The sequence below is a fragment of the Xylophilus sp. PBN-3R genome, assembly GCF_057747805.1.
On the sequence record NZ_CM173225.1, the window covers coordinates 2972019 to 2994740 of the forward strand.

Annotated in this window: 21 protein-coding genes; 12 read left to right on the top strand and 9 right to left on the bottom strand. The window is 59.8% G+C overall.

The window, feature by feature from the left end:
- Positions 1–20: 20 nt before the first annotated feature.
- Positions 21–503: a nucleoside deaminase gene (locus tag AC3ANW_RS14120; protein WP_488341476.1), complete on the top strand. Its 483-nt coding sequence runs from the start codon at positions 21–23 to the stop codon at positions 501–503.
- Here AC3ANW_RS14120 and AC3ANW_RS14125 read toward each other — a convergent pair.
- Genes AC3ANW_RS14125 through AC3ANW_RS14135 form a run of 3 tightly spaced genes read right to left on the bottom strand, consistent with a single transcriptional unit; the run spans position 491 to position 3318 of the window.
- On the bottom strand, positions 491–1360 hold the full coding sequence (locus AC3ANW_RS14125) for an ABC transporter permease (protein ID WP_488341477.1): 870 nt from the start codon (positions 1358–1360) through the stop codon (positions 491–493). The genes AC3ANW_RS14120 and AC3ANW_RS14125 overlap by 13 nt on opposite strands.
- Positions 1353–2219 (bottom strand): ABC transporter permease, encoded by an 867-nt coding sequence (locus tag AC3ANW_RS14130; protein ID WP_488341478.1) that lies wholly within the window; start codon positions 2217–2219, stop codon positions 1353–1355. The genes AC3ANW_RS14125 and AC3ANW_RS14130 overlap by 8 nt, the downstream gene beginning before the upstream one ends.
- Before the next feature lie 7 nt (positions 2220–2226).
- A complete protein-coding gene (locus tag AC3ANW_RS14135) occupies positions 2227–3318 on the bottom strand; it encodes an ABC transporter ATP-binding protein (protein ID WP_488341479.1) in 1092 nt (363 codons plus the stop codon).
- 308 nt (positions 3319–3626) lie between these two features.
- On the opposite strand from AC3ANW_RS14135, the gene AC3ANW_RS14140 reads away from it, so the two are divergent.
- Entirely contained in the window at positions 3627–4682 is a 1056-nt protein-coding gene (locus AC3ANW_RS14140; RefSeq protein ID WP_488341480.1) for an ABC transporter substrate-binding protein, read from the top strand.
- A 4-nt stretch (positions 4683–4686) separates the two neighbouring features.
- Here the strand turns inward: AC3ANW_RS14140 and AC3ANW_RS14145 are convergent, their stop codons facing one another.
- Together AC3ANW_RS14145 and AC3ANW_RS14150 are read right to left on the bottom strand one after the other, a co-directional pair.
- Positions 4687–5985, bottom strand: coding sequence for an MFS transporter (locus AC3ANW_RS14145; protein WP_488341481.1), 1299 nt, complete (start codon positions 5983–5985; stop codon positions 4687–4689).
- A 71-nt stretch (positions 5986–6056) separates the two neighbouring features.
- Positions 6057–6503, bottom strand: a complete 447-nt coding sequence (locus AC3ANW_RS14150; RefSeq protein WP_488341482.1) for a MarR family winged helix-turn-helix transcriptional regulator — start codon at positions 6501–6503, stop codon at positions 6057–6059.
- 187 nt (positions 6504–6690) lie between these two features.
- Between AC3ANW_RS14150 and gloA the strand changes: the two genes are divergently transcribed.
- Positions 6691–7140, top strand: coding sequence for a lactoylglutathione lyase (gene gloA, locus AC3ANW_RS14155; RefSeq protein WP_488341483.1), 450 nt, complete (start codon positions 6691–6693; stop codon positions 7138–7140).
- 62 nt (positions 7141–7202) lie between these two features.
- Here the strand turns inward: gloA and AC3ANW_RS14160 are convergent, their stop codons facing one another.
- Positions 7203–8534, bottom strand: coding sequence for an undecaprenyl-phosphate glucose phosphotransferase (locus AC3ANW_RS14160; protein ID WP_488341484.1), 1332 nt, complete (start codon positions 8532–8534; stop codon positions 7203–7205).
- 669 nt (positions 8535–9203) lie between these two features.
- Here AC3ANW_RS14160 and epsF point away from each other — a divergent pair.
- From epsF to AC3ANW_RS14200, 8 genes are all read left to right on the top strand, one after another.
- Positions 9204–10637: a chain length determinant protein EpsF gene (gene epsF / locus AC3ANW_RS14165; protein ID WP_488341485.1), complete on the top strand. Its 1434-nt coding sequence runs from the start codon at positions 9204–9206 to the stop codon at positions 10635–10637.
- The gene (locus tag AC3ANW_RS14170) at positions 10634–11548 is read left to right on the top strand and encodes a polysaccharide biosynthesis tyrosine autokinase (RefSeq protein WP_488341486.1); all 915 of its coding nucleotides are present in this window, start codon (positions 10634–10636) and stop codon (positions 11546–11548) included. The genes epsF and AC3ANW_RS14170 overlap by 4 nt, the downstream gene beginning before the upstream one ends.
- 132 nt (positions 11549–11680) lie before the next feature.
- A complete protein-coding gene (locus AC3ANW_RS14175; protein WP_488341487.1) occupies positions 11681–13204 on the top strand; it encodes an O-antigen ligase family protein in 1524 nt (507 codons plus the stop codon).
- A 10-nt stretch (positions 13205–13214) separates the two neighbouring features.
- Positions 13215–14666, top strand: coding sequence for an Atrophin-1 multi-domain protein (locus tag AC3ANW_RS14180; RefSeq protein ID WP_488341488.1), 1452 nt, complete (start codon positions 13215–13217; stop codon positions 14664–14666).
- Positions 14663–15208, top strand: a complete 546-nt coding sequence (locus tag AC3ANW_RS14185) for a serine O-acetyltransferase (protein WP_488341489.1) — start codon at positions 14663–14665, stop codon at positions 15206–15208. Before AC3ANW_RS14180 ends, AC3ANW_RS14185 begins: the two co-directional genes overlap by 4 nt.
- On the top strand, positions 15205–16416 hold the full coding sequence (locus tag AC3ANW_RS14190; RefSeq protein ID WP_488341490.1) for a glycosyltransferase: 1212 nt from the start codon (positions 15205–15207) through the stop codon (positions 16414–16416). The genes AC3ANW_RS14185 and AC3ANW_RS14190 overlap by 4 nt, the downstream gene beginning before the upstream one ends.
- A gap of 12 nt (positions 16417–16428) precedes the next feature.
- The gene (locus AC3ANW_RS14195) at positions 16429–17766 is read left to right on the top strand and encodes a glycosyltransferase family 2 protein (RefSeq protein ID WP_488341491.1); all 1338 of its coding nucleotides are present in this window, start codon (positions 16429–16431) and stop codon (positions 17764–17766) included.
- A gap of 63 nt (positions 17767–17829) precedes the next feature.
- Positions 17830–19275 (top strand): lipopolysaccharide biosynthesis protein, encoded by a 1446-nt coding sequence (locus AC3ANW_RS14200; protein ID WP_488341492.1) that lies wholly within the window; start codon positions 17830–17832, stop codon positions 19273–19275.
- Positions 19276–19280: 5 nt separating this feature from the next.
- Here AC3ANW_RS14200 and AC3ANW_RS14205 read toward each other — a convergent pair whose 3' ends face one another.
- Positions 19281–20462: a glycosyltransferase gene (locus AC3ANW_RS14205; protein WP_488341493.1), complete on the bottom strand. Its 1182-nt coding sequence runs from the start codon at positions 20460–20462 to the stop codon at positions 19281–19283.
- Positions 20463–20634: 172 nt separating this feature from the next.
- Between AC3ANW_RS14205 and AC3ANW_RS14210 the strand changes: the two genes are divergently transcribed.
- The gene (locus AC3ANW_RS14210; protein WP_488341494.1) at positions 20635–21024 is read left to right on the top strand and encodes a hypothetical protein; all 390 of its coding nucleotides are present in this window, start codon (positions 20635–20637) and stop codon (positions 21022–21024) included.
- A gap of 60 nt (positions 21025–21084) precedes the next feature.
- Here the strand turns inward: AC3ANW_RS14210 and AC3ANW_RS14215 are convergent, their stop codons facing one another.
- Together AC3ANW_RS14215 and AC3ANW_RS14220 are read right to left on the bottom strand one after the other, a co-directional pair.
- Positions 21085–21726, bottom strand: coding sequence for an FMN-binding negative transcriptional regulator (locus AC3ANW_RS14215; RefSeq protein ID WP_488341495.1), 642 nt, complete (start codon positions 21724–21726; stop codon positions 21085–21087).
- Positions 21727–21736: 10 nt separating this feature from the next.
- A complete protein-coding gene (locus AC3ANW_RS14220; protein WP_488341496.1) occupies positions 21737–22699 on the bottom strand; it encodes a Bug family tripartite tricarboxylate transporter substrate binding protein in 963 nt (320 codons plus the stop codon).
- Positions 22700–22722 lie beyond the last annotated feature (23 nt).

Genomic DNA, 22722 nt, shown 5'->3' on the forward strand with positions numbered 1-22722 from the left:
TCGAACGGAGAAGGACTGCCATGGACGGCATGACGGAAGACGAGACCGACCGCCACTGGATGCGGCTGGCGCTGGCCGAGGCGCGCGCCGCCCATGCCTGCGGCGACTGGCCGACCGGCGCGGTGCTGGTGAGGAACGGCCGGCTGCTGGCATGCGGCCGCAACCGGCAGCACACATCGGGCGACCCCACGGCCCATGCCGAGCCCGACGTGCTGCGCACGGCCTTCGCGGCCCACGGCCCGCGGGCCGCGGAAGGCGCGACGCTCTACTGCACCATGGAGCCCTGCCCCATGTGCGCCGGCGCCCTGAAGGTGGCCGGCGTGGGCCGCCTGGTGCTGGCGCTGCGCCATGCACGCCTGCGGCGCAGCGACCTCGGCGGCTATTCCTTCGAGGCCTTCTGCGCGCTGACCGGCTACACCCCCGGCCTGCGCGACGGCGTGCTGGAGGACGACTACCTCGCCCTGCGGCTGCACTGGGGCGGTGACACGGTTCACCGGAACTGACGCGAGATGCCCGCCACCCGCTCCATCACCACCATCAGCACCAGCGTGGCGGCGATCAGCACGCCGGACACCGCTGCGGCGCGCACGTCGAGGTTGGATTCGATGATGTGCCACATGCGGATCGGCAGCACCTCGCTGCGGGCGTCGGACAGGAACAGCGACACCGCCACGTTGTCGAACGAATACATGAAACCGATGAAGGCGCCGGCCAGGATGCCGCGCGAGATCAGCGGCAGCGTCACCGTGCGGAAGATGTAGAAGGGTTTGGCGCCCAGCGACCGCGCGCTTTCCAGCAGCGCACCGTCCATCTGCAGCAGGCTGGCCGAGGTGGTGCGGAGGATGTAGGGCGTGGTGATGGCGATGTGACCCATTACCAGAGTCCAGAAGGACAGCCCGGTGCCGGCGAGGTTGAACAGCATCAGCAACGACAGTCCGATGGCCAGCGAAGGCAGCATCAGCGGCGACAGCAGCACCGCCTCGAAGGTGCGGGCCCAGGCCTCCCGGCGACGCGCCAGTGCGAGGGCGGCGGCCACCGCCAGCACCACCGAAGCCGCAGTGGCGACGGCCGCCAGTTCGAGCGACAGCACAAAAGCCTCGATCAGCTCCGGCGATTCATTCCACAGGGCCGAATACCAGCGGGTCGAATACCCCGGCGGCGGGAACTTCAGCGAATAACCGCTGGTGAAGGAGGTGATGAGCACCACCACCGTGGGTGCCAGCAGCAGCACGGCCGCCACCAGCCCCAGCAGGCCGAACACCACGGCGAAGGAGCGCCGCTCCAGTCCGCCGCGCAAGGATTCGCCGCGGCCCGACGGCGCAGCGACGGCCGGCTGGCCGGACACGAAGACATCAGGCATGGACGAACCCCCGGCTGCGGCGACCCAACGCATTGATGAAAACCACCACCGCCAGCACGCAGGCCAGCAGCAGCACCGCGATGACCGCGGCGAACGGATAGTTGCCGGCCTGGATGGCCTGCTGGTACATGTAGAACGGCATGAACATCTGCTGGCCGCCGCCGACCAGGGTCTGGGTGACGAAGGCGCTGACGGCCGATGCGAACACCAGCAGCGCACCGGCCAGCAGGCCGGGCATCGACAGCGGCAGCGTCACCTTGAAGAAGGTGCGCCAGTGGCCGGCACCCAGGGCCAGTGAGGCCTGGCGCAGGTTGGGGTCGAGGTTGGTCAGCGCGGTGATCAGCGGCAGCACCATCAGCGGCAGTTCGATTTGCGCGAGAGCGATCGAAACGCCCATCGGGGTGTAGAGCAGCTTCAGCGGTTCGACGATCACGCCCGTCTGCAGCAGCAGCATGTTCACGATGCCCTGGCGGCCCAGGATCACCACCCAGGCGAAGGTGCGAACCACCGAACTGGTCAGCAGCGGCAGCACGATCAGCAGCATCAGCGGCCCCTGCCAGCGGCGCGGCGCCAGCGTGTACAGATAGGCCAGCGGGAAACCGATCACCAGCGTCAGCAGCGTGACTTTCAGGCCCAGCCACAGCGTGTTGCCCAGCACCTCCAGGTTGAATCCGTCGCCCAGGAACTTGGCGTACTGGCCAAGGCCGAACCGGGTCAGCGTACTGTCGTTGTGCAGGCTGACCCAGGCCAGCAGCGCCATCGGGGCCAGTACGAAGACGATGAAGAACAGGCCGAGCGGAATGCTCAGCGGCAAAGCCGAACCGAAGCGCGGCCCGGCATGGACGGTAGTGGCGGACATGGCCGGCTCAGTCCTGGAAGACCGCGGCTGGCGAACCCGCCCGCAGGCTGACACCGACCGCTTCGCCGGGCTCGTAGCGCCGGTCGCCGGCATTGCGCGGCTGTGTCACTTTCACCGTGCGGCCGTTCCCCAGCAGCAGTTCGTAGACCAGCGACGGCCCCAGCGGCAGCACCATCGCCACCGTCGCCGGCAGCGCATCGATGGACGGCGCTGCCAGGCTCAGGTGTTCGGGCCGGGCCGCCACCATCACCTTGCCGGCGCGCGAACACGGCGCGGCGCGGTCCAGCGCCAGGCTGCCGCCGCCGTCGCAGGCGATGGCGCACGGCCCGCTGCCGCCGGTCGGCAGCTGGCCGCCAATCAGGTTGGCGGTGCCGATGAAGGTCGCCACGAAGAGAGTGGCCGGCCGGTCGTAGATGGTTTCGGGTGTGTCGAACTGCTCCACCCAGCCGGCGTTCATCACCGCGATGCGGTCGGCCATCGACATGGCTTCTTCCTGGTCGTGGGTGACCAGCAGCGTGGTGATGCCGAGTTCTCGCTGGATGCGCTTGATCTCGATCTGCATGTCGAGCCGCAGGTTCTTGTCGAGTGCCGCGAAGGGCTCGTCGAGCAGCAGCACCCGCGGCCTGACCGCCAGCGTGCGCGCCAGGGCCACCCGCTGCTGCTGGCCGCCGGAAAGCTCGCGCGGATAACGTTTGGCATAGGCGTCCATGCGCACCATCGCCAGCATCTCCATCGCCGTCTTCTGCGCAGCCGCGGCGGCCACGCCCTGGGCCCGCAGCCCGTAGGCCACGTTGGCCTCGACAGTCATGTGCGGGAACAGCGCGTAGTTCTGGAAAACGATGCCGGCGCCACGTTCGTTGGTGGGCTGGGCATCCACGGTTTCACCGCCAATCCGCACATGGCCGGTGGTTTGGCGCAGCAGCCCGGCGACGATGCGCAGCAGCGTGGTCTTGCCGCATCCGCTGGGACCGAGCAAGGCGACCAGCTGGCCGGCGGGAATCTCCAGCGAAACCGATTCGACCGCCGTGCTGCCACCGTATCGATGGTGGATCTGGTCGAGCGTGACGCCGACACCGGACGTTTTCGCGGGTTGTTGCATGGGCTGACACCTCCAGGGCAGCGGCGCCGGAATGGGCCGCTGTTCGGCCGGGTCGAACACAAGAACCATGCCACCCGACATGCCGCGCCCGCTGAAGATTGTTTCCACTGATCAACCATATTGTCGCCAATCAATATGGTTTTTGATCACAAACAGTGCATGCAAAGAATCCATATTGGCGCAGCGGCTGCACCGGAATGGATGGTTCTGCGGCAAATCAAGGGTTATCCCGGAACGAACGCCACGGGCACGGAGATTGCGCTGGGAGGTACAGGTCCTTGTCCAATTTCGTCACACAGGAAATCCCCATGAGCAATGAACTGTCCCGCCGCCGCCTGCTCCAGACCGCCGCTTCGCTGGGCGCCGCACCCCTGGTCTTGAATGGAGGAACGGCATTCGCGCAGTCGAAGTCGATATCGGCGACCACTTATCCCGGCGCCTGGGAATCCGCACACCGCGGCATCCTGCTGCCGGCCTTCACCAAGGCCACCGGCGCGTCGGTCAGCCTGGTCCCGTCGCTGGCGGTGGATACGGTATCCAAAGTGGCGGCGTCCAAGGCCAATCCGCCGTTCGACGTCATCATCCTGGATGAAGGCCCGTACCTCGCCGCGCTGTCGCAGGACATTTTCGAGAAGATTCCTGTCGACAAGATTCCCAACCTGAAGGACGTTCCCGCCGGCCTGCAGGACCCGCGTGGTTTCGGCGCCTTCGTGTCCGGCCAGATCATCGGCATCGCCTACAACACCGAGAAGATCAAGAACCCGCCGCGTTCGTGGAACGACCTGCTGAAGCCCGAATACAAGGGCCGCGTCGGCCTGGCAGGCATGGGCTCGACGCTGATGTCGGCCTGGATGGTCGAGATCGCGCGCCTCAACGGCGGCAGCGAGGAGAACCTGGAACCGGCCTTCCAGTTCGTCAAGAAACTGCTGCCCAACGTCAGCGCCGTGGCCAGCAACCCGGGCGCACTGGCCACCCTTTTCCAGCAGGGCCAGATCGACATCTCGGTGCACTACAACAACAACGTGGGCGACCTGCAGGGCAAGGGCGTGCCGGTGGCGCTGGCCAAACCCGACACCGGCTGGATCCACATCAAGAGCGTGATGCACATCGTGAAGAACACGAAGAACCCGGACCTGGCCGCGGCCTATATCAACGCGGCCCTGAGTCCGGAAGTGCAGACCCAGATGGCGGCCGCACCCTACTTCGTCGCACCGGTCAGCTCCAGGGCCGCTTTCAGCCCGGGCCTGCAGGCCTATGCGAAGAACATGGCCGAGATCACCGCCATGAACGGTGTGGACTGGGCCAGGCTCAATCCGCGGCGCGGCGAATACATCGACCGCTTCAACCGCGAAGTGCGGGTCTGAGGCTTCAGGCCCTGGCGGTCGCCATGTTCGCCAGCGGCGGCCGCATCTTGCGGGCGGTCAGCGCCAGGCAGGCGGCCACCAGGCAGGCACCGCCGGCCACGTACAGCGCCGGTGTGTAGCTCATCAGGATGGTCCGCGAGAACCCGGCACCGTAGGCCGCGGTGGCCGCGCCCAGCTGGTGGGCGGCGAACACCCAGCCGAACACCAGGCCCACCTTCTGCGGGCCGAACTCTGCGCCAGCCAGCTTGACGGTCGGCGGCACGGTGGCGATCCAGTCCAGGCCGTAGAAGATGGCGAACAGCGCAAGGCCGTAGAAACTGAAGCCCGAGTGCGGCAGCCAGAACAGGGACAGGCCGCGCAGCCCGTAGTACCAGAACAGCAGCTTGCGGCAGTCGAACCGGTCCGACAGCCAGCCCGAGGCGATGGTGCCGAACAGGTCGAAAGCACCCATCATCGCCAGCACCGATGCCGCCGGAACCGGCGACAGGCCGTTGTCGCCGCACAGCGATATGAAATGGGTCTGCACCAGTCCGTTGGTCGACAGCCCGCAGATGAAGAAGGTGCCGGCCAGCACCCAGAAGGTACGGCTGTGCGATGCCTCGGCCAGAATGGTGAACGGCGTGCGCCATGTCATCGCCATGGGCGCCGCCCTGACGGGCGCCGTACCTGGTGCCTCGCCATACGGCGCCAGGCCCAGGTCGGCCGGCCGGTTGCGCACGAAAAGCAGCACCATCAGCCCGACCGCGAAACAGCCGGCGAACAGCGGCGCCACGGCCGAGCGCCAGCCCCAGCGTTCGATCATCCAGGCGGCGAACGGCAAGAACGCAAGTTGCCCCGTGGCCGCGCTGGCGGTCAGGATGCCGACCACCAGGCCCCGCCGCGCCACGAACCAGCGGTTGGCCACCACCGCACCCAGCACCAGCGCCGTCATGCCGGTGCCGACACCCAGCATCAGGCTCCACAGCACGAACAACTGCCACAGGTGCGACGCCTGGGTCACCAGCGCCATGCCGCCGCCGACCAGCAGCAGACCGGTGCACATCACCGCCCGCAGGCCGAAGCGTTCCATCAGCACCGCGGAAAAAGGCCCCATCAGGCCGAACAGCGCGAACCGCACCGCCAGCACCGACGAGATGTCGCTGGTGCTCCAGCCGAATTCCTTCGACAACGGCTGCAGCATCGCGCCGGGCAGGCCCAGCGCCGCCGACATGGTGAGCATCGTCAGGAAGGTGACGACGGCCATCACCCAGCCGTAGTGGATGCCCCGGCGCTGCAGCCAGGAAGAGAGGTCTCGGGACAACATGGTGGGTGTCTTTCGGAGGAGGCGTTGAAATGAATAGGCGATGCAGAAACCGGGGATGGGATGCGCCAGGCTCAGTGCTCGTCGCCGTGTTCGTCGGGCGCGGGCGCCAGCAGCGGCAGGGCTTCGTCGATCAGCCGATGCAGCGCCTCGACCCGTTCTGCGCCGAGCAACAGCACCAGCGACTGCTGGGCCCGCCGCCAGTGCGCACGGGCAGCGCGGCGCTGCGCACGACCGGCTTCGGTGATGCTGACCAGCCGGCTGCGGGCATCGGGCCCGTCGTCGATACGCAGCCAGCCCGCGTCGACCAGCACATGCAGGTTGCGGCTCAGGGTGGAAGCGGTCATGTGCAGCGACGCCGCCAGGTCGACCGAGCGCACCGGGCCGCGCGACTCGATGGTGGTCAGCAGCGAATACTGGGTGGTCTTGAGGCCGGACTGGGCAACTTCGGCATCGAAATGCTGGCCGACACGGCGGGTCAGCTGGCGCAGCTTGGCGTTGGTGCAGCCGAGCGGAGACACCGGAGCAAGTGACGGAACTGCGGAAAGTGACAAAAGATCGGGCGCGACAGAAGACGGGTTTGACGACATGGTCGCGGATTGTAGCTGCAATCATTGCAGCTGCAACATCATGAAAAACCCGTTATCGGACACGCCGTCGGGCAGGAAGCAAAATGCCGGTTTTCGTCAGCCAGAACCCACACACCCCATGCGATTCCTTCACACCATGCTGCGCGTCGGCGACCTGCAACGCTCCATCCAGTTCTATACCGACGTGATCGGCATGCAGTTGCTGCGACAGTCGGAAAACCCGGAATACAAATACAGCCTGGCCTTCCTGGGTTTCGAAGGCGGCAACCCCGGCCAGGCCGAGATCGAACTGACCTACAACTGGGGCACGACTGAATACGAACTCGGCACCGCCTACGGCCACATCGCCCTGGGCGTGCCCGACATCTATGCGGCCTGCGAAAAGATCCGAGCAGCCGGCGGCGCCATCAGTCGCGAGCCGGGGCCGGTAAAGGGCGGCAGCGCCGTCATCGCGTTCGTGACGGATCCGGATGGGTACAAGATCGAACTCATCCAGGCGAAATCGGCGACCCTCGACAAGGCAGGCCCATCGGGCGTTCAGTCGACCGATCCCTTACGCGCGGCTTGAACTGCGAGCTGACCGATCACCCATGACCTGAATCTCCTGACGCCTGGCCTTTTGCCTGAAACTCAAAAGGCGTGGCGATCATTGACCACAAGCAATGCGGTCTTCAGGATAATCCGCAAATCAAGCAGCAAGGACCAGTTGCGGATGTAATGGAGGTCCAGCTCGACGCGGCGCTCCATTTTCTCCACTGTCGACGTTTCACCGCGCGCACCATTGACCTGGGCCCAACCAGTAATCCCAGGCTTCACCTTGTGGCGCAGCATATAACCGCGAACCTGCCGCCGATATAACTCGTTATGTTGCACTGCGTGCGGGCGCGGACCGACAATGCTCATCGAGCCACCGAGCACATTGAAGAACTGGGGCAGTTCGTCGAGCGAGGTTCGCCGCAAGAACGCTCCCACCCGCGTGACCCTGGGGTCATTACGCAATGCCTGTTGAATCACTCCATCCACCGACGGCGCGTCATGGCGCATCGAGCGAAATTTAAAAACGGATATTTCGACGGCGCCGACGCCGTAGCGCCTCTGCCGAAACAGCACCGGACCCGGAGAACTCAGTCGGACCGCCAATGCGCACGCCACCATGACGGGAAAAGCGGCAACCAACAAAAGAGTCGCCAGGATAATGTCCATGGCCCGCTTGCAAACCCGGGACAATCCCAAAAACGGCGTTTCGTAGGCCACCAGCACCGGCGTTTCTGCCAGTTCTGCATACTGGACATGCCGCAGGCCTGCCGGCCGATAATCCGGTACAAAATAAATCGAAACCACCGAGTCCAGCAATGAATCGAGGAGCGCCTGGGCACGTTCTCCGTGAGCGCCGCGCAAGCCTATGAAAACCATGTCGACCCTGTGGTCGAGAATCCAGTCGTGCGCTGTTTTTACCTCGCCCAACTTCATCAGCCCGGCGATATTCGAGCCTCGCGGCACATCACGATCATCGAAATATCCAAGTGGTGTAATACCGAGAATGGGAGCCTCAGCGAGCGTGCTGGCAAGTTGTGCAGCTTCGTCATCGTAAAACACGAAAACAGCCTTCCGGCGCAGAGCCGGAGCGCTATAGATAATTACAGCGAATCGCCCGCAGAGCAGTAGCAGCGGCATCAATAAAAATGGAGCACTGAGTAGCCAGCAGAGCATGACAAGCCGCGACTTATCGGACGCCACACCACCGAAGTAGAGCGCAAAAAGGACCAATGCAAATGTCAATGCACAACGACGGAGCAATGACAGCAGAAGTAAGCGCCTGCGCACTCTGACACTCAGAAGTTCCTGGCCAATATCGCGGAAGGTGATCAACCCAACGACGAAGCTGATCACGCTGACGACTGCGAAACTTCTAAAAAAGGCATCGTGATAGACCCCCGCCCAGATCAGCAGCGTGATGCTCAACGCACTCGCGCATGAAAAGGCAACAAATCCATCGAAGAACGATGCGTGATGGGTGGTTTTCCTGAGGCCGGCCACAGTAAATTAAATCTGTTTAACGGAAACTGGAAACACCAGACGGCTTCGAGGGACAGCCTGCGCACAGCAAATCCATCGGATCCTCGCTGCTCGAAGATAATCGAAAGCAGATATTGGCGCGCTCAACAATAATCATAGAAACCGACCGGTCCTCCGTTGAAGCGCAGACTTCGGCGCGTTTTTAAAGGACAAGAGACAGTCGCATAAGCTTGCTGTGAAAGCAGCCTTCACTGTATCGCAAGCTGACATCCCCAACACTTATTGATACACTTTCATCTTGTTTAAAGCTTGTTTTCTGACGGGAAAACGACGCAAGTCGTCGCATTTCAACAACGATCAGGTTGATCCTTCCAGCACCTGAGCCCTGTGCGGGTCCCGAAAGCTGCGATGATGGGTGAAGTAACTTAGCGTATCTACTGTTGCAATCTACAGGTTTACAAAATTGCGTTTTCAGTTAAGTTCATTCGCAAATTTCGAACGGTCGAACGGGCTGTGCCCGAAGTGAGCGCTACACACCTGGGATATGCAACGCACGCAGACCAAGGCGGAGCGATTGGTTCTTCGTCACGGATGTTTTATCAGGTGGAATGGTAAATGACGCTCAAAAATTTTATATCGATCATCAAGGCGCGCTGGCTCCTGGTCCTGACGGTGTTGGTACTCACCACCGCAACGGCAGGCGTCGTCAGTTTCTTCATTCCAAAAAAATACGTTGCCACCGCGTCGGTCGTCGTGGATGCAAAACCGGATCCGATCTCGGCGATGTATCCCGCGATTTCGTCTCCGACCTTCATGAACACGCAGGTCGATGTGTTGAAAAGCGACCGCGTGACGCTCCGCGCCGTCCAGGATCTGAAACTTTCGGACGACACCGAGTTGCGCGCAGATTGGGCCGCCGCCACTGGCCGCCAGGGAAATATCGACGAGTGGCTCAGCACGCAACTCAAAACGAATATGGAAGTGATTCCGTCCAAGGAAAGCAACGTATTGTTCGTGTCGTATTCGGCAAGAAATGCGCAAGATGCCGCAGCGCGCGCAAATGCCATTGTGCAGGCTTATCTGGCGATTACCCTTGATCTGCGTGTAGGCCCGGCGCGCAATTATGTCAAATACTTCGAGGAGCGGACTGCGGCAGCGCGCCAGCAAATGGAAGCGGCGCAGGCGAAACTGTCGAAGTTTCAAAGCGAAAACCAAATCGTCGCGACCGACGAACACCTGGACAACGAAATTGCCCGGTTGAATGAACTGTCGTCCCAATTGGTTGTCATTCAGGCACTCGTTTCCGAATCATCCAGTCGCCAGGCCCAGGCGCGCGGAGCTTCTGCCGACCGCATGCAGGAAGTATTGAGCAATCCGGTCGTGGCCCAGTTGCGCCAGGACCTGAGCCGCGCAGAATCCCGCCATCAGGAACTCCTCACACGTTACGGAAATAATCATCCGCAGGTTATCGAGTCGACCGCCCTGGTCGCTCAGCTTCAAAAAAGATTGGATGTCGAGTCACAGCGCGTGAGCGGCGGATCTGTCGTGGCGAATTCCATCAATCGTCAGCGCGAATCAGAGGTTCGTAGCTTGCTGGACGCTCAGCGAACCAAAGTTGTCCGATTGAAAGCCATGCGGGATTCCGCTGGCGTTCTGGTGCGCGATGTGGAAGGCGCCCAGCGGGCTTTCGAGAGTGTGACGGCCCGGTTGAATCAGACGAGTCTCGAAAGCCAGAACATGCAGAGTAATGTGAACCTGCTCACACAGGCAGTGGCGCCACTCAATCCGTCGTCGCCCCGCCTGCTGATGAACATCGCAGTTGCGCTATTGGCGGGCGCGGCTCTTGGCGTCGGTGTTGCACTACTTTCGGAATTGCGCGATCAGCGGGTGCGCCTCCCGCGGGACGTCGTCATGGCTCTGCAGCTTCCGCTGCTCGGTGTGATTCCTGGGCCGAAAGAGCTTGGCCGAGGAAAGCAGAGAAGATTCTCCGGCATGGAGCAACGCCTGCTCGGTTTGAAAAACAGCACAGATAATGGAAGAGTGTCATGAGCTTCGTTGACGACGACAGCCGCGGAAACAAGAGCAGTGATGCGATCACAAATGGCGCAATTCCATCCGGCAGCGACCAAAACCGGTCCATCGGCTCGATCATCGGAGGCATGCGCACTCTTTCGGCTGACCAGGTCGAACAAGTGCTGCGTTATCAAAAAGAACGCAATGTCCGTTTCGGCGAGGCGGCAGTCGCATTGAACTTGGTGACGCCGGACGACGTTCTGGAGGCACTTTCCCAACAATTCGATTATCCGTACGCACCCAGCGAGCTTCAGACGAGGAGTGCCGAACTCGTCGCACTGACCCAACCTTTTTCCGCCCAGGCGGAGGCATTTCGCCTGATCCGGAGTCAGCTCATGATGCGACTCTACGGCTCGGACACCCCGCGTCGCGCATTGGCCATCATCAGTGCCGACTCGAAGGATGGAAGAACCTTCTTCTCGGCCAACCTGGCAATCACGCTTGCGCAATTAGGCGGGCGGACTCTCCTGGTGGATGCCGACATGCGTGTCCCGCGCCAGCATGAGGTGTTCGCGCTGCCAAACGAGGTAGGCCTTTCATCCCTGCTGTCCGGCCGTGCGGAACGCAGCGCCATACGGCAAATCAGTGGAGTGCCGAGCCTGTTTGTGCTGCCGGTCGGCGCCACGCCGCCCAATCCTCTGGAACTGGTGGAGCGCAACACATTCGGCGTTCTGATGCATGAATTGACGATCCAGTTCGATCACGTGATCGTCGATACGCCCGCTGCTGTCTATGGCGCCGATTGCGGAGTCATTGCATCGCGTTGCGGTGCCGCTCTGGTGGTGGCACGAAAAGACGAATCCAAAATCGCCGCTCTTGAAGAACTGGTTCAGATGCTGAATGGCAGCGTCGCGAACATGGTGGGGGTAGTGGTCAATAACTTTTGATTAGGCGGCGTAATTGCTGCCATGACGACCAATGCTGCAGCGCATGACATATGTGGAGCATGAAGCGAAAGCAGTGCGATGGTGATACCGAAATTTTCCGGCCGCATGGCCATGGAATAACGTCCGCACGTGATGCAGCACATTCAAAAAAAACCTGATGATCGACACGACGCGAAACGCCTCCGGCGTGAATCGTCTGCAAATGCCGGTGGCGACGCAAACGCCTTTCTCCATAAGATATTCAGCAAAAGCAGTTCGACTTTTCTGACACGTGCCATCGGTCTGTGCGTGCTTTGCTTGGTAATGGGCTGGGTGAGCGCCATGGCTGGAGACCTGGCGAACGATCGCCCCATGTTTCTGGCCGCCTTGCCGATCGCCATTGTGATGGCCGTCATGATCGTGCTCAGCCCGACCACGCTGGTGCTTTCGATCATGCTGATGCGTGCCGGGGCAGACCAGTTCTTCCAGGGCACTCAATTCTCAGGATTCGGTGGACTCGGCGGCCTGGTCAATTTAGTCGTCATTATCCTGGCAGGGATTTTCACGCTCCGGGACCCGGCGCGAGTCCCGCGAGCCGCATGGTGGGCATGGATACCTTTTTTGGCCATGCAGATAATCGGCATCGTTTATGCTCCGGAGCGGGTGTCCGCATTGCGTTTCGGACTTGCGCAAATTTCGACCTTCGCAATCTTCATCATCGCGTTCCATGTAGTCCACGACCGGAAATCGCTGCGTCGTGCGTTATATATCGTATTGATCTCGTCCATTCCGGTTCTGATGCTGAATCTGGTTGCGATCATGACGGGCGATACAGCCTCATCCGAAGATGGACTGGAAGCCGTATCGAATCGCTACGGCGCACCGTTTCCGCATCCGAATATTTTGGCGTTCTATGTCGTCGTCGTCATGGGTGTCGTGTTGTATCTCTGGAAAATACGTGAACGACAAAAGCCACACCGATCGGCCGGCCAGGCCCTGCCCTCACTTGCTTACTCCCTATACATCATTCTGCTGATCGGAGCGCTTTATTCGACTAAAACTCGCAGCGCCTGGCTTGCAGCCGCCTTCCTTTTCACCGTATATGGTGTATTTGCCGAACGGAGATTCCTTTTCTATCTTGCGGCCGTACCGGCTGCGGCCATGTTGATTCCGGAATTCCGTGATCGCATGTTTGACCTCCTCCAAGGCAATTCAACCGCCAATTACGCCAAGCTGAATTCATTCGCCTGGCGGCAGATTCTCTGGCGCAGCGGTTTGGATTGGATGGACGTCAGTCACTATTTTGCCGGATACGGCTCCAACTCCTTCATTTATTATTGCACTCGATTTTTTCCTTTGTCAGGGGGCATGAGCTTCAACTCACACAGCGTTTTCGTGCAACTGTTTTTTGAAGTGGGACTGCTGGGCCTGGCAAGCTATTTTTGGCTTTTTTCTGCATGCGGTTATTTTCTGTGGAAGATGCGTAAAAATGACCGCCTGATTTTTCTCATATTTGGAGCATTGCTGGGAACCTACCTGGTGGTATCCGCAGCGGACAACATGCTCTTTTATGTTGTGTTCAATTGGTATTTTTGGTTTGCAGTCGGTGCGGTTTGCACGGTCAGCTATTGGCCCAAAAGTGTTGCACCTGAAGTCGAACGCGGAACGAAGGGCTGAAGGGTGCTCGATGGTTAATGCTGTATATCCGACAAGCAAAAGCCAGGCGACGCATCGAAAAACGTTGTCGGTTTCGGTGCTTCTCATTTTGAATGCCTTGCCCGTCTTCGCCGCCGAGCCATGGGGCACCTATCTCAAACCGTTTTCGGCTCAATCGCCGTGGAACGCAAAACCGATTTCACCGGTTTTGAATGATTTCGAAATTCCCAAATCCAGTTATTACCCTGCGTTTGTGGAAGGAGCCTGGTCGACGGGCGTTTTTCTGGCGGCTGCAACCGATGGCCCTGTCCAGGTGCGTGGCATTACGGACGACCGCGGCATCTGGGATCCAGATGCCGAGCTTGCGCGCGAATCGATTACCCTGCCGCGTTGGCCGTCCAATGTGATTCCGGCGACCGGCACCGATGGACACGCAGATATTGTCGATCCGGTTTCCGGCATCGTGCACTCGTTCTTCCAACTCAAGATGGTCAACGGGCAATGGCGTGCCAATCAATATTCCTGGACCCGCATCGACGGCCGTGGATGGGGTGAACCGGGTCATTACTTTCAGGGCTCGCGTGCCGCAGGAGTACCCACCATGGCCGGAATCATCCGGCGGCATGAAATCAACGATGGCGAAACGGTCTATCGCCATGCGCTGGCCTTGTCCTTGACCTATTCCGGCATGAGCGCAGACCCGACCTATGTTTTTCCCGCGACGTCATCCGACAGCGACGCCGCCACAACAAATAGCGGCCGTGTGCCAGAAGGCGCCCTGCTGATGCTGCCGCACGGTTTCAATACCTCCAGCATTGCGGATCCGCATCTCAGAAAGGTGGCGGAGACGCTCAAGATTTTCGGTGGATATGTCGTCGACCGTAATGTCGGGACGCCATTTGTGGTTTACGTCGAAAACGGCAGCAATCTCAATCTGCATCCAGGAGGCTGGAATAGCCGGAATGCGAATGACCTGGACCGGATGCGCGCGGGGTTGAGACAAGTCGTCGGCACCGCGGGATGGACGGACGGAGACGGAAAATCGATGACTGTCGACCGGCGCCTGAATCTGCTGTCCATGCGTGGTGCCTGGCGCTCGATCAGCGGCGGCGGCGCGGCGACCTTTGATACCTGGCATCAGGCCGTCGTCATCGAGCCGAGCCCAGCTTCGTCCGTATTTTTGAATTCCGTCAACCGGGCCATGGGCTCGGTGCAATGGGCGCGCCCGGTTGCAGGCCAGAAGTTGCGCTTTGCGGTCCGAACGACGATGGATGCCCGGCTCCGCTTTCAGTTGGTCACGCCGGCATCAGAAGTTTCATACGACAGCGGGGAAATGAAAAACGGCCAGGTTTCCATATTCGAATGGCCGGCCGGCACCGTAACCGCCAGGTTGACAGCCTATGCGACGGCTTCAAAAAAACGGGCCCTGGTGGGGGCCACGCTGATTAACGAACCAACGAACGAAAAGGCCGAGGCCAAATGAATGCAAATTGGAAAGCCGACCTGGCGCGCTGCGGCGGTAGCTGGCGGGCACTTTTCCGGGAGCAGTCACTTTGGGCGATTTGGGTTTATCGTTTTGGCCAGCGTATCGACGCCCGACCGGTCGGCATCAAAAAGCGCCTGTTGACCAATCTGTATTGGGTGATGTTCAGGGGTGTGGAGACCATGACCGGTATTAGCCTGCCCAAGGAGGCGAGTATTGGTCCCGGCCTGCGTATCTGGCATTTTGGCGGAATTTTTGTTCATCCCGGAACCACGATAGGTGCCAACTGCACACTCCGCCAAGGCGTTACCCTGGGCAATCGAATCGATGGTGGGCCGACGCCAACACTTGGCGACGGAGTCGAGTTGGGAGCCTATGCCCAAATCATCGGTGGCGTGAACCTGGGCGACGGTTCACGTGTCGGCGCCATGTCGGTGGTCTTACAAGATGTTCCTTCGGGCGCTACGGCTGTCGGTAATCCAGCTCGCATCATTTCGCCGAGGATAGACGGCTCGGATACGAAGGTCGGAGGCTTGCAGTGAAGATAGGTTATCTGGTCAATCAATATCCTAAGGTGAGCCACACTTTCATACGGCGGGAGATTCTCGCACTGGAGCGCCTCGGTTTCACCGTCACCCGGCTGGCCGTACGCGGGTGGGCAGAACCGACACCAGATCCGCAAGATGCCGCCGAGAAAGCGATTACTCATTATCTATTGAAGGGCGGCGCACTGGCGATGGTCCTTTCTGTCGCCAGAACGTTTGCCAAGTCGCCCATCCGGTGGTTCACCGCGCTGAAACTCGCGTTGAAAATGGCGCGGCGGGCCGACCGTCCATGGCCTGTGCATCTGATCTACCTGGCAGAAGCCTGCCTTGCCCTGGAAAGACTGCACATGGCCGGAGTGCGCCATTTGCACGCGCACTTCGGGACCAATACCGCAGAAGTCGCGATGTTGGTGGACTGCCTTGGCGGCCGGAATGGGCCTGCATATAGCTTCACCGTGCATGGACCGGAGGAATTCGATAAACCGGAATTTCTGCATCTTGGGGAAAAGATCAGTCGGGCGAAATTCGTCGTGGCCATCAGTTCCTTTGGTCGGAGTCAGCTTTACCGCTGGGCAAACCCGTCCGACTGGCACAAGATCAAGGTCGTACATTGCGGCGTGGAGCGCGCATTCCATACCGTTGAGGCAGGCACTCCGGAAGGCAGGACGATGGTGTGTGTCGGCCGATTATCAGAACAGAAAGGCCATCTGCTTTTAATCGATGCCTACGTCCTTGCGCTGTCACGAGGCGCGGATTTCGATCTGGTCCTGGCCGGAGACGGTGAACTGCGTGGTGAAATCGAGGCGATGCTTTCAAAACTGGGACTGCGCCATCGGGTGCGCATCACGGGCTGGATTAGCAGCGCTGAAGTCCGCAATGAAATACTGGGTGCTCGTGTTTTAGTGCTGCCGAGCTTTGCGGAGGGTTTGCCGGTAGTCCTCATGGAGGCGATGGCGTTGCGCCGGCCGGTCATCGGCACGGCGATCGCCGGAATTCCTGAACTTGTGCGCCATGGTGAAAACGGCTGGCTCGTACCTGCCGGCGACGTGGCCGCCCTGGCGGATGCGATGGTGGCTTGCATGGCCTGCCCGCCCGATGTGTTGGCAGATATGGCAGTTGCGGCAAACCAGGCGGCCATCGAAAGGCATGACATCGACACGGAGGTGGTGAAACTCGCGGCCCTCTTCAGCGCAATCAGTACCTGACAAGGTGGTTTTATGGCTTACATTTTGATGATGCTGTCCAATGTCATTCATATCGCCCTGATGATATTGGCGCTATTTCTCGCTTTACCCGCCGTTGTGTTGCTGATTCAAGTGGGTCTGGCATGTTTGCCAACAAGAAATGCTCGGCGTGTGGAGGAAGAATCTACCCGCCCCCGCGTTGGCATTTTGATACCCGCACATGACGAATCGAGCGGCATCCTGGCGACTTTGCAAAGCGCGCGAGCCCAGCTGGCGGAGAATGACAGATTACTGGTGGTGGCAGACAATTGCACGGACGACACGGCCGCATTTTCGCGCGCTGAAGGCGCAGAGGTGGTCGAACGTTTCGATGGTTCACGCCGAGGCAAAGGTTATGCGCTGGATTATGGAGTGCGCCACTTCGCCAAGGACCATCCCGATGTCGTGGTGATTGTCGATGCCGATTGCACACTGGAACCCGGATGCATCGACCGTATCGCGCGACTCAGCATGCGGACCGGTCGTCCCGTGCAGGCCACCTACCTGATGGCCGCTGCAGGTAATGCATTGAAAATGCGGGCGGCCGAATTTGCAATGCGCGTCAAGAACCGGGTCCGTCCGCGTGGAATGCACCGCATGGGTTTGCCTTGCGGACTGCAAGGTGCCGGTATGGCATTTCCGTGGTCGGTGATTTCTACGGCTCCGCTGGCCAGCGGTCACCTTGCCGAAGACATGCAGCTGGGTGTGCGATTGGCCGCTGCAGGTGCCAGCCCGCTATTTTGCGAAGAGGCGCATGTCCGCAGTGTGTTTCCGAGCAGCGCCGAAGGCACAAAAAGCCAGCGCACGCGCTGGGAGCACGGACATCTTTCGCTGATCCTGAAGGAGGGGCCAGGGCTGTTGGCTAAGTCAGTCCTCAACTTCCAACCGGCCGTAACCGCAATGGTTGTCGACATGCTGATACCGCCCCTGGCATTACTGATTGCGGCGCAGCTGGCGGTTCTCACCGTTACCGCCATCGGCTCCGGTTGGTGGGGCTGGCATCTTCCGCTGATAGCGTCCGTTATCGGTTTCGCCATGCTCTCCTCCGCCATTCTGATTGCGCGCGCCCGTTTCGCGTCCGACATCCTGAGTGGAGGCGATCTTTTCCGAGGTATCGGTTTCATGCTGGCAAAAACGCGGCTGTATACGCGTTTCGTGCACAAGCCCCAAGTTGAATGGCGGAGAACAGAGCGGCATTCCGATGACGCGGACGCCGAATTGGCCGCCCTCGTACGGGATATGGCTGCTCGAAAATCGAAATTGAGCAAGCCCGACAACGGCAAAGCCAAAATCAGCCCGGCCGATGAAAACAAAGATCGATACAAGTCATAAGTCGATTTCCAGGAGCATGGATTGTCGATTCATGCAAAGCGATCCGATTCAGGCAATTGCGCAATGAACCAAAGTAGTGTCTCGATCAACACGCGCAACAGTGCCAGGTGGGTCACCATATCGCATGGTCTCAAGATAGCCCTCCAACTGGCATCCATTGCCATCTTTGCACGGTTTCTATCTCCGGCAGATTATGGCCTGATGGCACTTGCCGGCGTGTTTACCACCCTTGCATATTCCCTCAGGGATCTAGGCACATCGCCTGCCGTCATTCAAAAAAAGGACTCCAGCGACGAATTCGAGTCGACGGTTCTGGCGATCAACCTCTTTTCGGGTTTTGTTCTCTTCGTCGCAATGATTATCGGCGCTTATGTCGCCGCGCATCTTTTTGACACGCCCAAACTCAAGACAATCCTGTTGTCGCTGTCCCCCCTGTTCCTCATCAGTTCATTATCCATTCTGCAACAGGCCAAAATGGAGAAAACGGGTGAATTCAAGGCGCTTGCGGTAATAGAAGTATCTTCCGTGATTTTAGGAATAATGGCAGGCGTGACCGCGGCATATTTTGGTGCCGGCGTGTACAGCCTCGTCGTGCAGGCGCTTGTGGCGGCGATGGTAGCCACCGGCATCATTCTGACAGTCAATCGTGGAAACTGGCCTGAATTCAAACCTTCGCGCCTCGCGTTGAACAGCTTGCTCAAGACGAGTGGTTCCCTGACGCTTTACGCACTTATCCATTATCTTCGCGGCGCCATCGACGTCGCAATCATCGGACGGATGTTCGGTCACGCATTGCTAGGCAACTATAATATTGCGACCAAATTGGTCACGAACCCGATTCAAAATATCGCATGGACAGTCGCGCGCGCACTTCTTCCGTCGATGAGCGCTTTCCAACAAGATCTCGATAAACTACAAGGGCTTTATCTTCGATCTCTTGGCGTCGTCGCGTTCGTGTGTTTCCCGGTCCTGGCGGGATTGTGGTCGATAAGTGAAGTATTCACCACGGTCGTTCTTGGCGAAAAATGGCTCTCGGCGGCTAAACTCTTGTTCTGGATCGCGCCGATGGGCCTCATGAACGTGGTGGATTCTGCCAGTGGCACGGTGCTGGTGGCCCGAGGAAAATCTCATGTACTGCTCACGCTGACTTTCTGCAGCACGGTTTTCATGACGATCTTTTTAGGTGCCGGATCCCGGTTTTCGATACAGCTCGCCATGTCCGGCCTGCTTCTTGCGGCACTTTGCAGCACTGTTTTATCACTGTCGCAAGTCTGCAAAGAACTGAAAATGCGATTTCAGTCGATAGCGGCAGTGTTGATTCCGATAACAGCTGCTGCCTTTTTCACGGCCTTGTCCATGCATTATCTGGCGAACGTGATTCTGATCGACTCGGCACCCGCCACCAGGTTGGTCGTTGGCTCCATTACTGGCTGCATCGTCTATATGGCTGCATCCTTCCTCTTCGCACGAAAAGCACTGGCGGATGCGCTGTCGATCGTCAGAAAGTAGGTAAATCAGGCAGTGGCTTTCGATTGCCTCATGGGTGACTTACTTTTCACCCATTTCCGGAGCCAGGATTTCACTGGATACCACTGCCGGGACTGATACGAAAATTTCGATAGATATCCCAAATATCTCACGATCAGGTGCAGGGGCTTCCTGACACTTATCACATCGAGGTATTTCAGTTCTGTTTCTGTGCTCGTGGTCGAACCCATGCACGCCCGTATCACTCCCTGGATGGATTTCGATTCCGCGGAAAAATCGACCTTGCCCGCAATTTTCATGAGGGTTCCACCATGGGTGCAGAACGGGAGCGGATCGAATTCAGGCAATGCATTTTGCCGGCACCATCTTTCAGCCAGGTGCCGCGAAACCTTCAGGGCGACGGCGATCTGGTCTTCGAATTTTGACTGGCCGACGCTCGACGAGTGCTGGCGATACAAGATCAGGTCATCCGGCGAATTCATGCACTTCTTCAAGATCGCAAATTGTCCGAACATCAAATAATCTTCCGCAAGCGAATTGACTTCGAACGGTTCGTCGTCTGGCGTGCTGACGAAACTCACGCCATAACGCCCGTTCAATTTATCGAGTTCCGTCTTTCGCAACATGACGGCGGGGTGAATGATGGGGTTTGCGAATAAGGCACTGATGGTGATGCTGTCCCTGTCGGTGGGGACGGTCATATGCCCTATGGTTTTTCCATGTTTATCGATGACGATCGCCTGTCCACCGACTACCGCAATGCCTGGATTTTCTTCAAATATGGCCAGGGATTTTGAAATTCGCTCCGGCAGTGCAATGTCGTCCGCATCGAGTCTCATAATATAAGGAGCGGTACACAAGGCCAATCCGCGATTCAGCAGATCTGCCAGTCCTTTTGCTTCCGGGAAACTCCTGACCTCGAACCTCGGATCGCCTGTCCGATAGCCGTTCGCCAACTCCAGAGACCCGTCGGTGGACCCGTGATCGAGGACGATACATCGCCAGTCCGTGAATGATTGCGCCAAGATGCTGTTCAGTGATTCCCTGAAAAATTCGATGCCGTTTTTGACGGGCAGAAGAATATCGACTTGTGTCATTGAAGGCCCTTTTTCCATCACTGATTGATTTCGCGGCGGGGCTTCGAAATATCCACGCGTGTCCAACATTCCCCCCACTGGCAGCGCCGCATTTTGCAATAGCAAGGTCATTCTGACCAGCCAATCGATTCGAACGACCTGAAGTTCGAACGCAACGTTTTGCCGCCCCGGTTCATGCCGTGTGGCGGCTCGTCTCAGGCGCTGGCTTCGGCCAAATCAATCACGCCAGGAATGACGACAAGAGACTTTCGAACGAATGCCCGAATGGGCACAATCGCCAGCCATGCCTGATTTGAAACCATTCGAATTCTTCGACGATTCAGTGAAGCGGTCACTTGCTTTCTCGCCTCACTTTGTGAGAGAGGCCAATACCGGAGGAGTGATGCCTATTTTTTTCGTACGGGTCGAGCTTTATGGCAACCCTCCCCCCGAGGCATACGAAACACTGGATGTCGCGATGGCATCCCGCGACTTGAATGTTGCCGAGACGGGCACGGACGAGCCACTGCTGGACCTGCCTGCAGCGGACTACTTCTATTCCGGCGCATTGGCGATGCGATCGGTCATGGACATGGCCTGGGACGCCGCGAATTCGGTTTGGAACGATAACGCGGTCTTCGTCAGGGAAGTCACTCAGGTCGAGTGGATCGGACCGAGGGGACTCGCACCGTAAGGTCTGGCGATGCAGCCGGGGGGGTCGTGCATGACCTGCCCGCTCCGCCTGTGTGCAGATTCATTCAAGAACGGTGCGATTGGATTCACGCCGCCGCATGAATTCGGCGGCAGCCTGGTCGCCGAGATCCGCCGAGGCTTCCAGGGCCCGCATCACACCTTCGCGGTCGGCGGCCGACTTGTCCTGGTTGAACTTGAACTTGCCCTCCAGCGACTCGATGGGAATGCGCACTGCGACGATGGCTTTCAGGCGTGGCCGGATCATTTCGGCCGGCATCGCCTGGAAACGCCACGCACCGCACAGCGGTTCGTCATATTGCCGCACCGTGCGGTCCAGCACTTCCCGGACTTCGTCCGGGCATTCCAGGCACACCGGCTGGCCGCGCACATGGATGGCGGCGTAGTTCCAGGTCGGGAAGGTCAGCTGGTTGTCGTACCAGCTGGGCGACACATAGGCATGCGGCCCCTGGAAGATCACCATCGCCGGCGCGCCGGCCAGCAGGTCGGCCAGTTGCGGATTGGCCCGTGCCAGGTGGGTGGTCAGCGTGCCCATCGGGCCGTCGCCGTCCTCGAGCAGAAAGGGCAGATGGGTGGCCTGGCTGCCGTTGGCGCCGTGCGTGACCAGGGTCGCAAAGCTCCACCGCCGCATGCAGTCGTGGAGCTCGGCCCGGTCCTGGTTCTCGTAGGGTTTGGGCGTGTACATCGGCAGCTGATCAATCGGCCTTGATGCCGGCAGCTTCGATGATCCGGGCGTTGCGTTTGAGTTCGCGCTGCACCTGATCGCGAAACTGGCGCGCATCGGAATAACGCGGGTCGAAACCGGCGGCCGCCATCGCTTCCTGGGTGGTCTTGTCGGCCATCATTTCCTTGAGCTCGCGCGACAGGCGGTCGACCACATCGGCCGGCGTTCCCTTGGGCGCGACGATGCCGAACCAGGTCTCGTATTCGAAGTCCGGCACGCCGCTTTCCTGCATGGTCGGCACGTTGGGCAGTTGCGCCGCACGTTCGCGGCCGAGGACGGCGATGGGCCTGACCTTTCCGCCCTTGATCTGCGGCATGGCGGCGACCATGGTTTCGATGGTCAGCGGGATCTGGTTGCCGATCAGGTCGGTCATGGCCGGCGCGCTGCCCTTGTAGGGCACGTGCACCAGCCTGGCACCGGTCTTCTGCGCGAAGGATTCGCCCGCGATCTGGGGCAGCGATCCGGTGCCGAACGAACCGAAACTCAATGCCTCGCCAGCCGACTTCGACACCACATCCCTGACGGTGCCCAGTCCGGTGGTCGGGTTGGTCAGCATCACCAGCTGCGACCCGCCTGCGATGCCCAGGTAGTCGTAGCTGGCGACCGGGTCATAGCCCATGTTCTTGTACAGAAGCGTGTTGACGGTGTACGACGAAGCGCCCATCAGCAGGATGGTGTAGCCGTCCGGCTTTGCGCGCGCCGCAGCCGATGCGCCGATGCCGCCGTTGGCGCCGGGCTTGTTCTCGATCACCACCGGCTGGCCCAGGCGGGCACCCAGGCGGGTGGCCAGGATGCGGGCCAGCACGTCAGTCGAGCCGCCGGGTGGGAAGGGAGCGATCAGGGTTACGGGCCGGGACGGATAGGTGTCGGCCAATACGGCGGCGCTGCCGAGAAGCGCGACGGCGGCCATGGCGGTGCTGATGATTCGTTTCATTCGAAGGCTCCGGTGAATTTCGG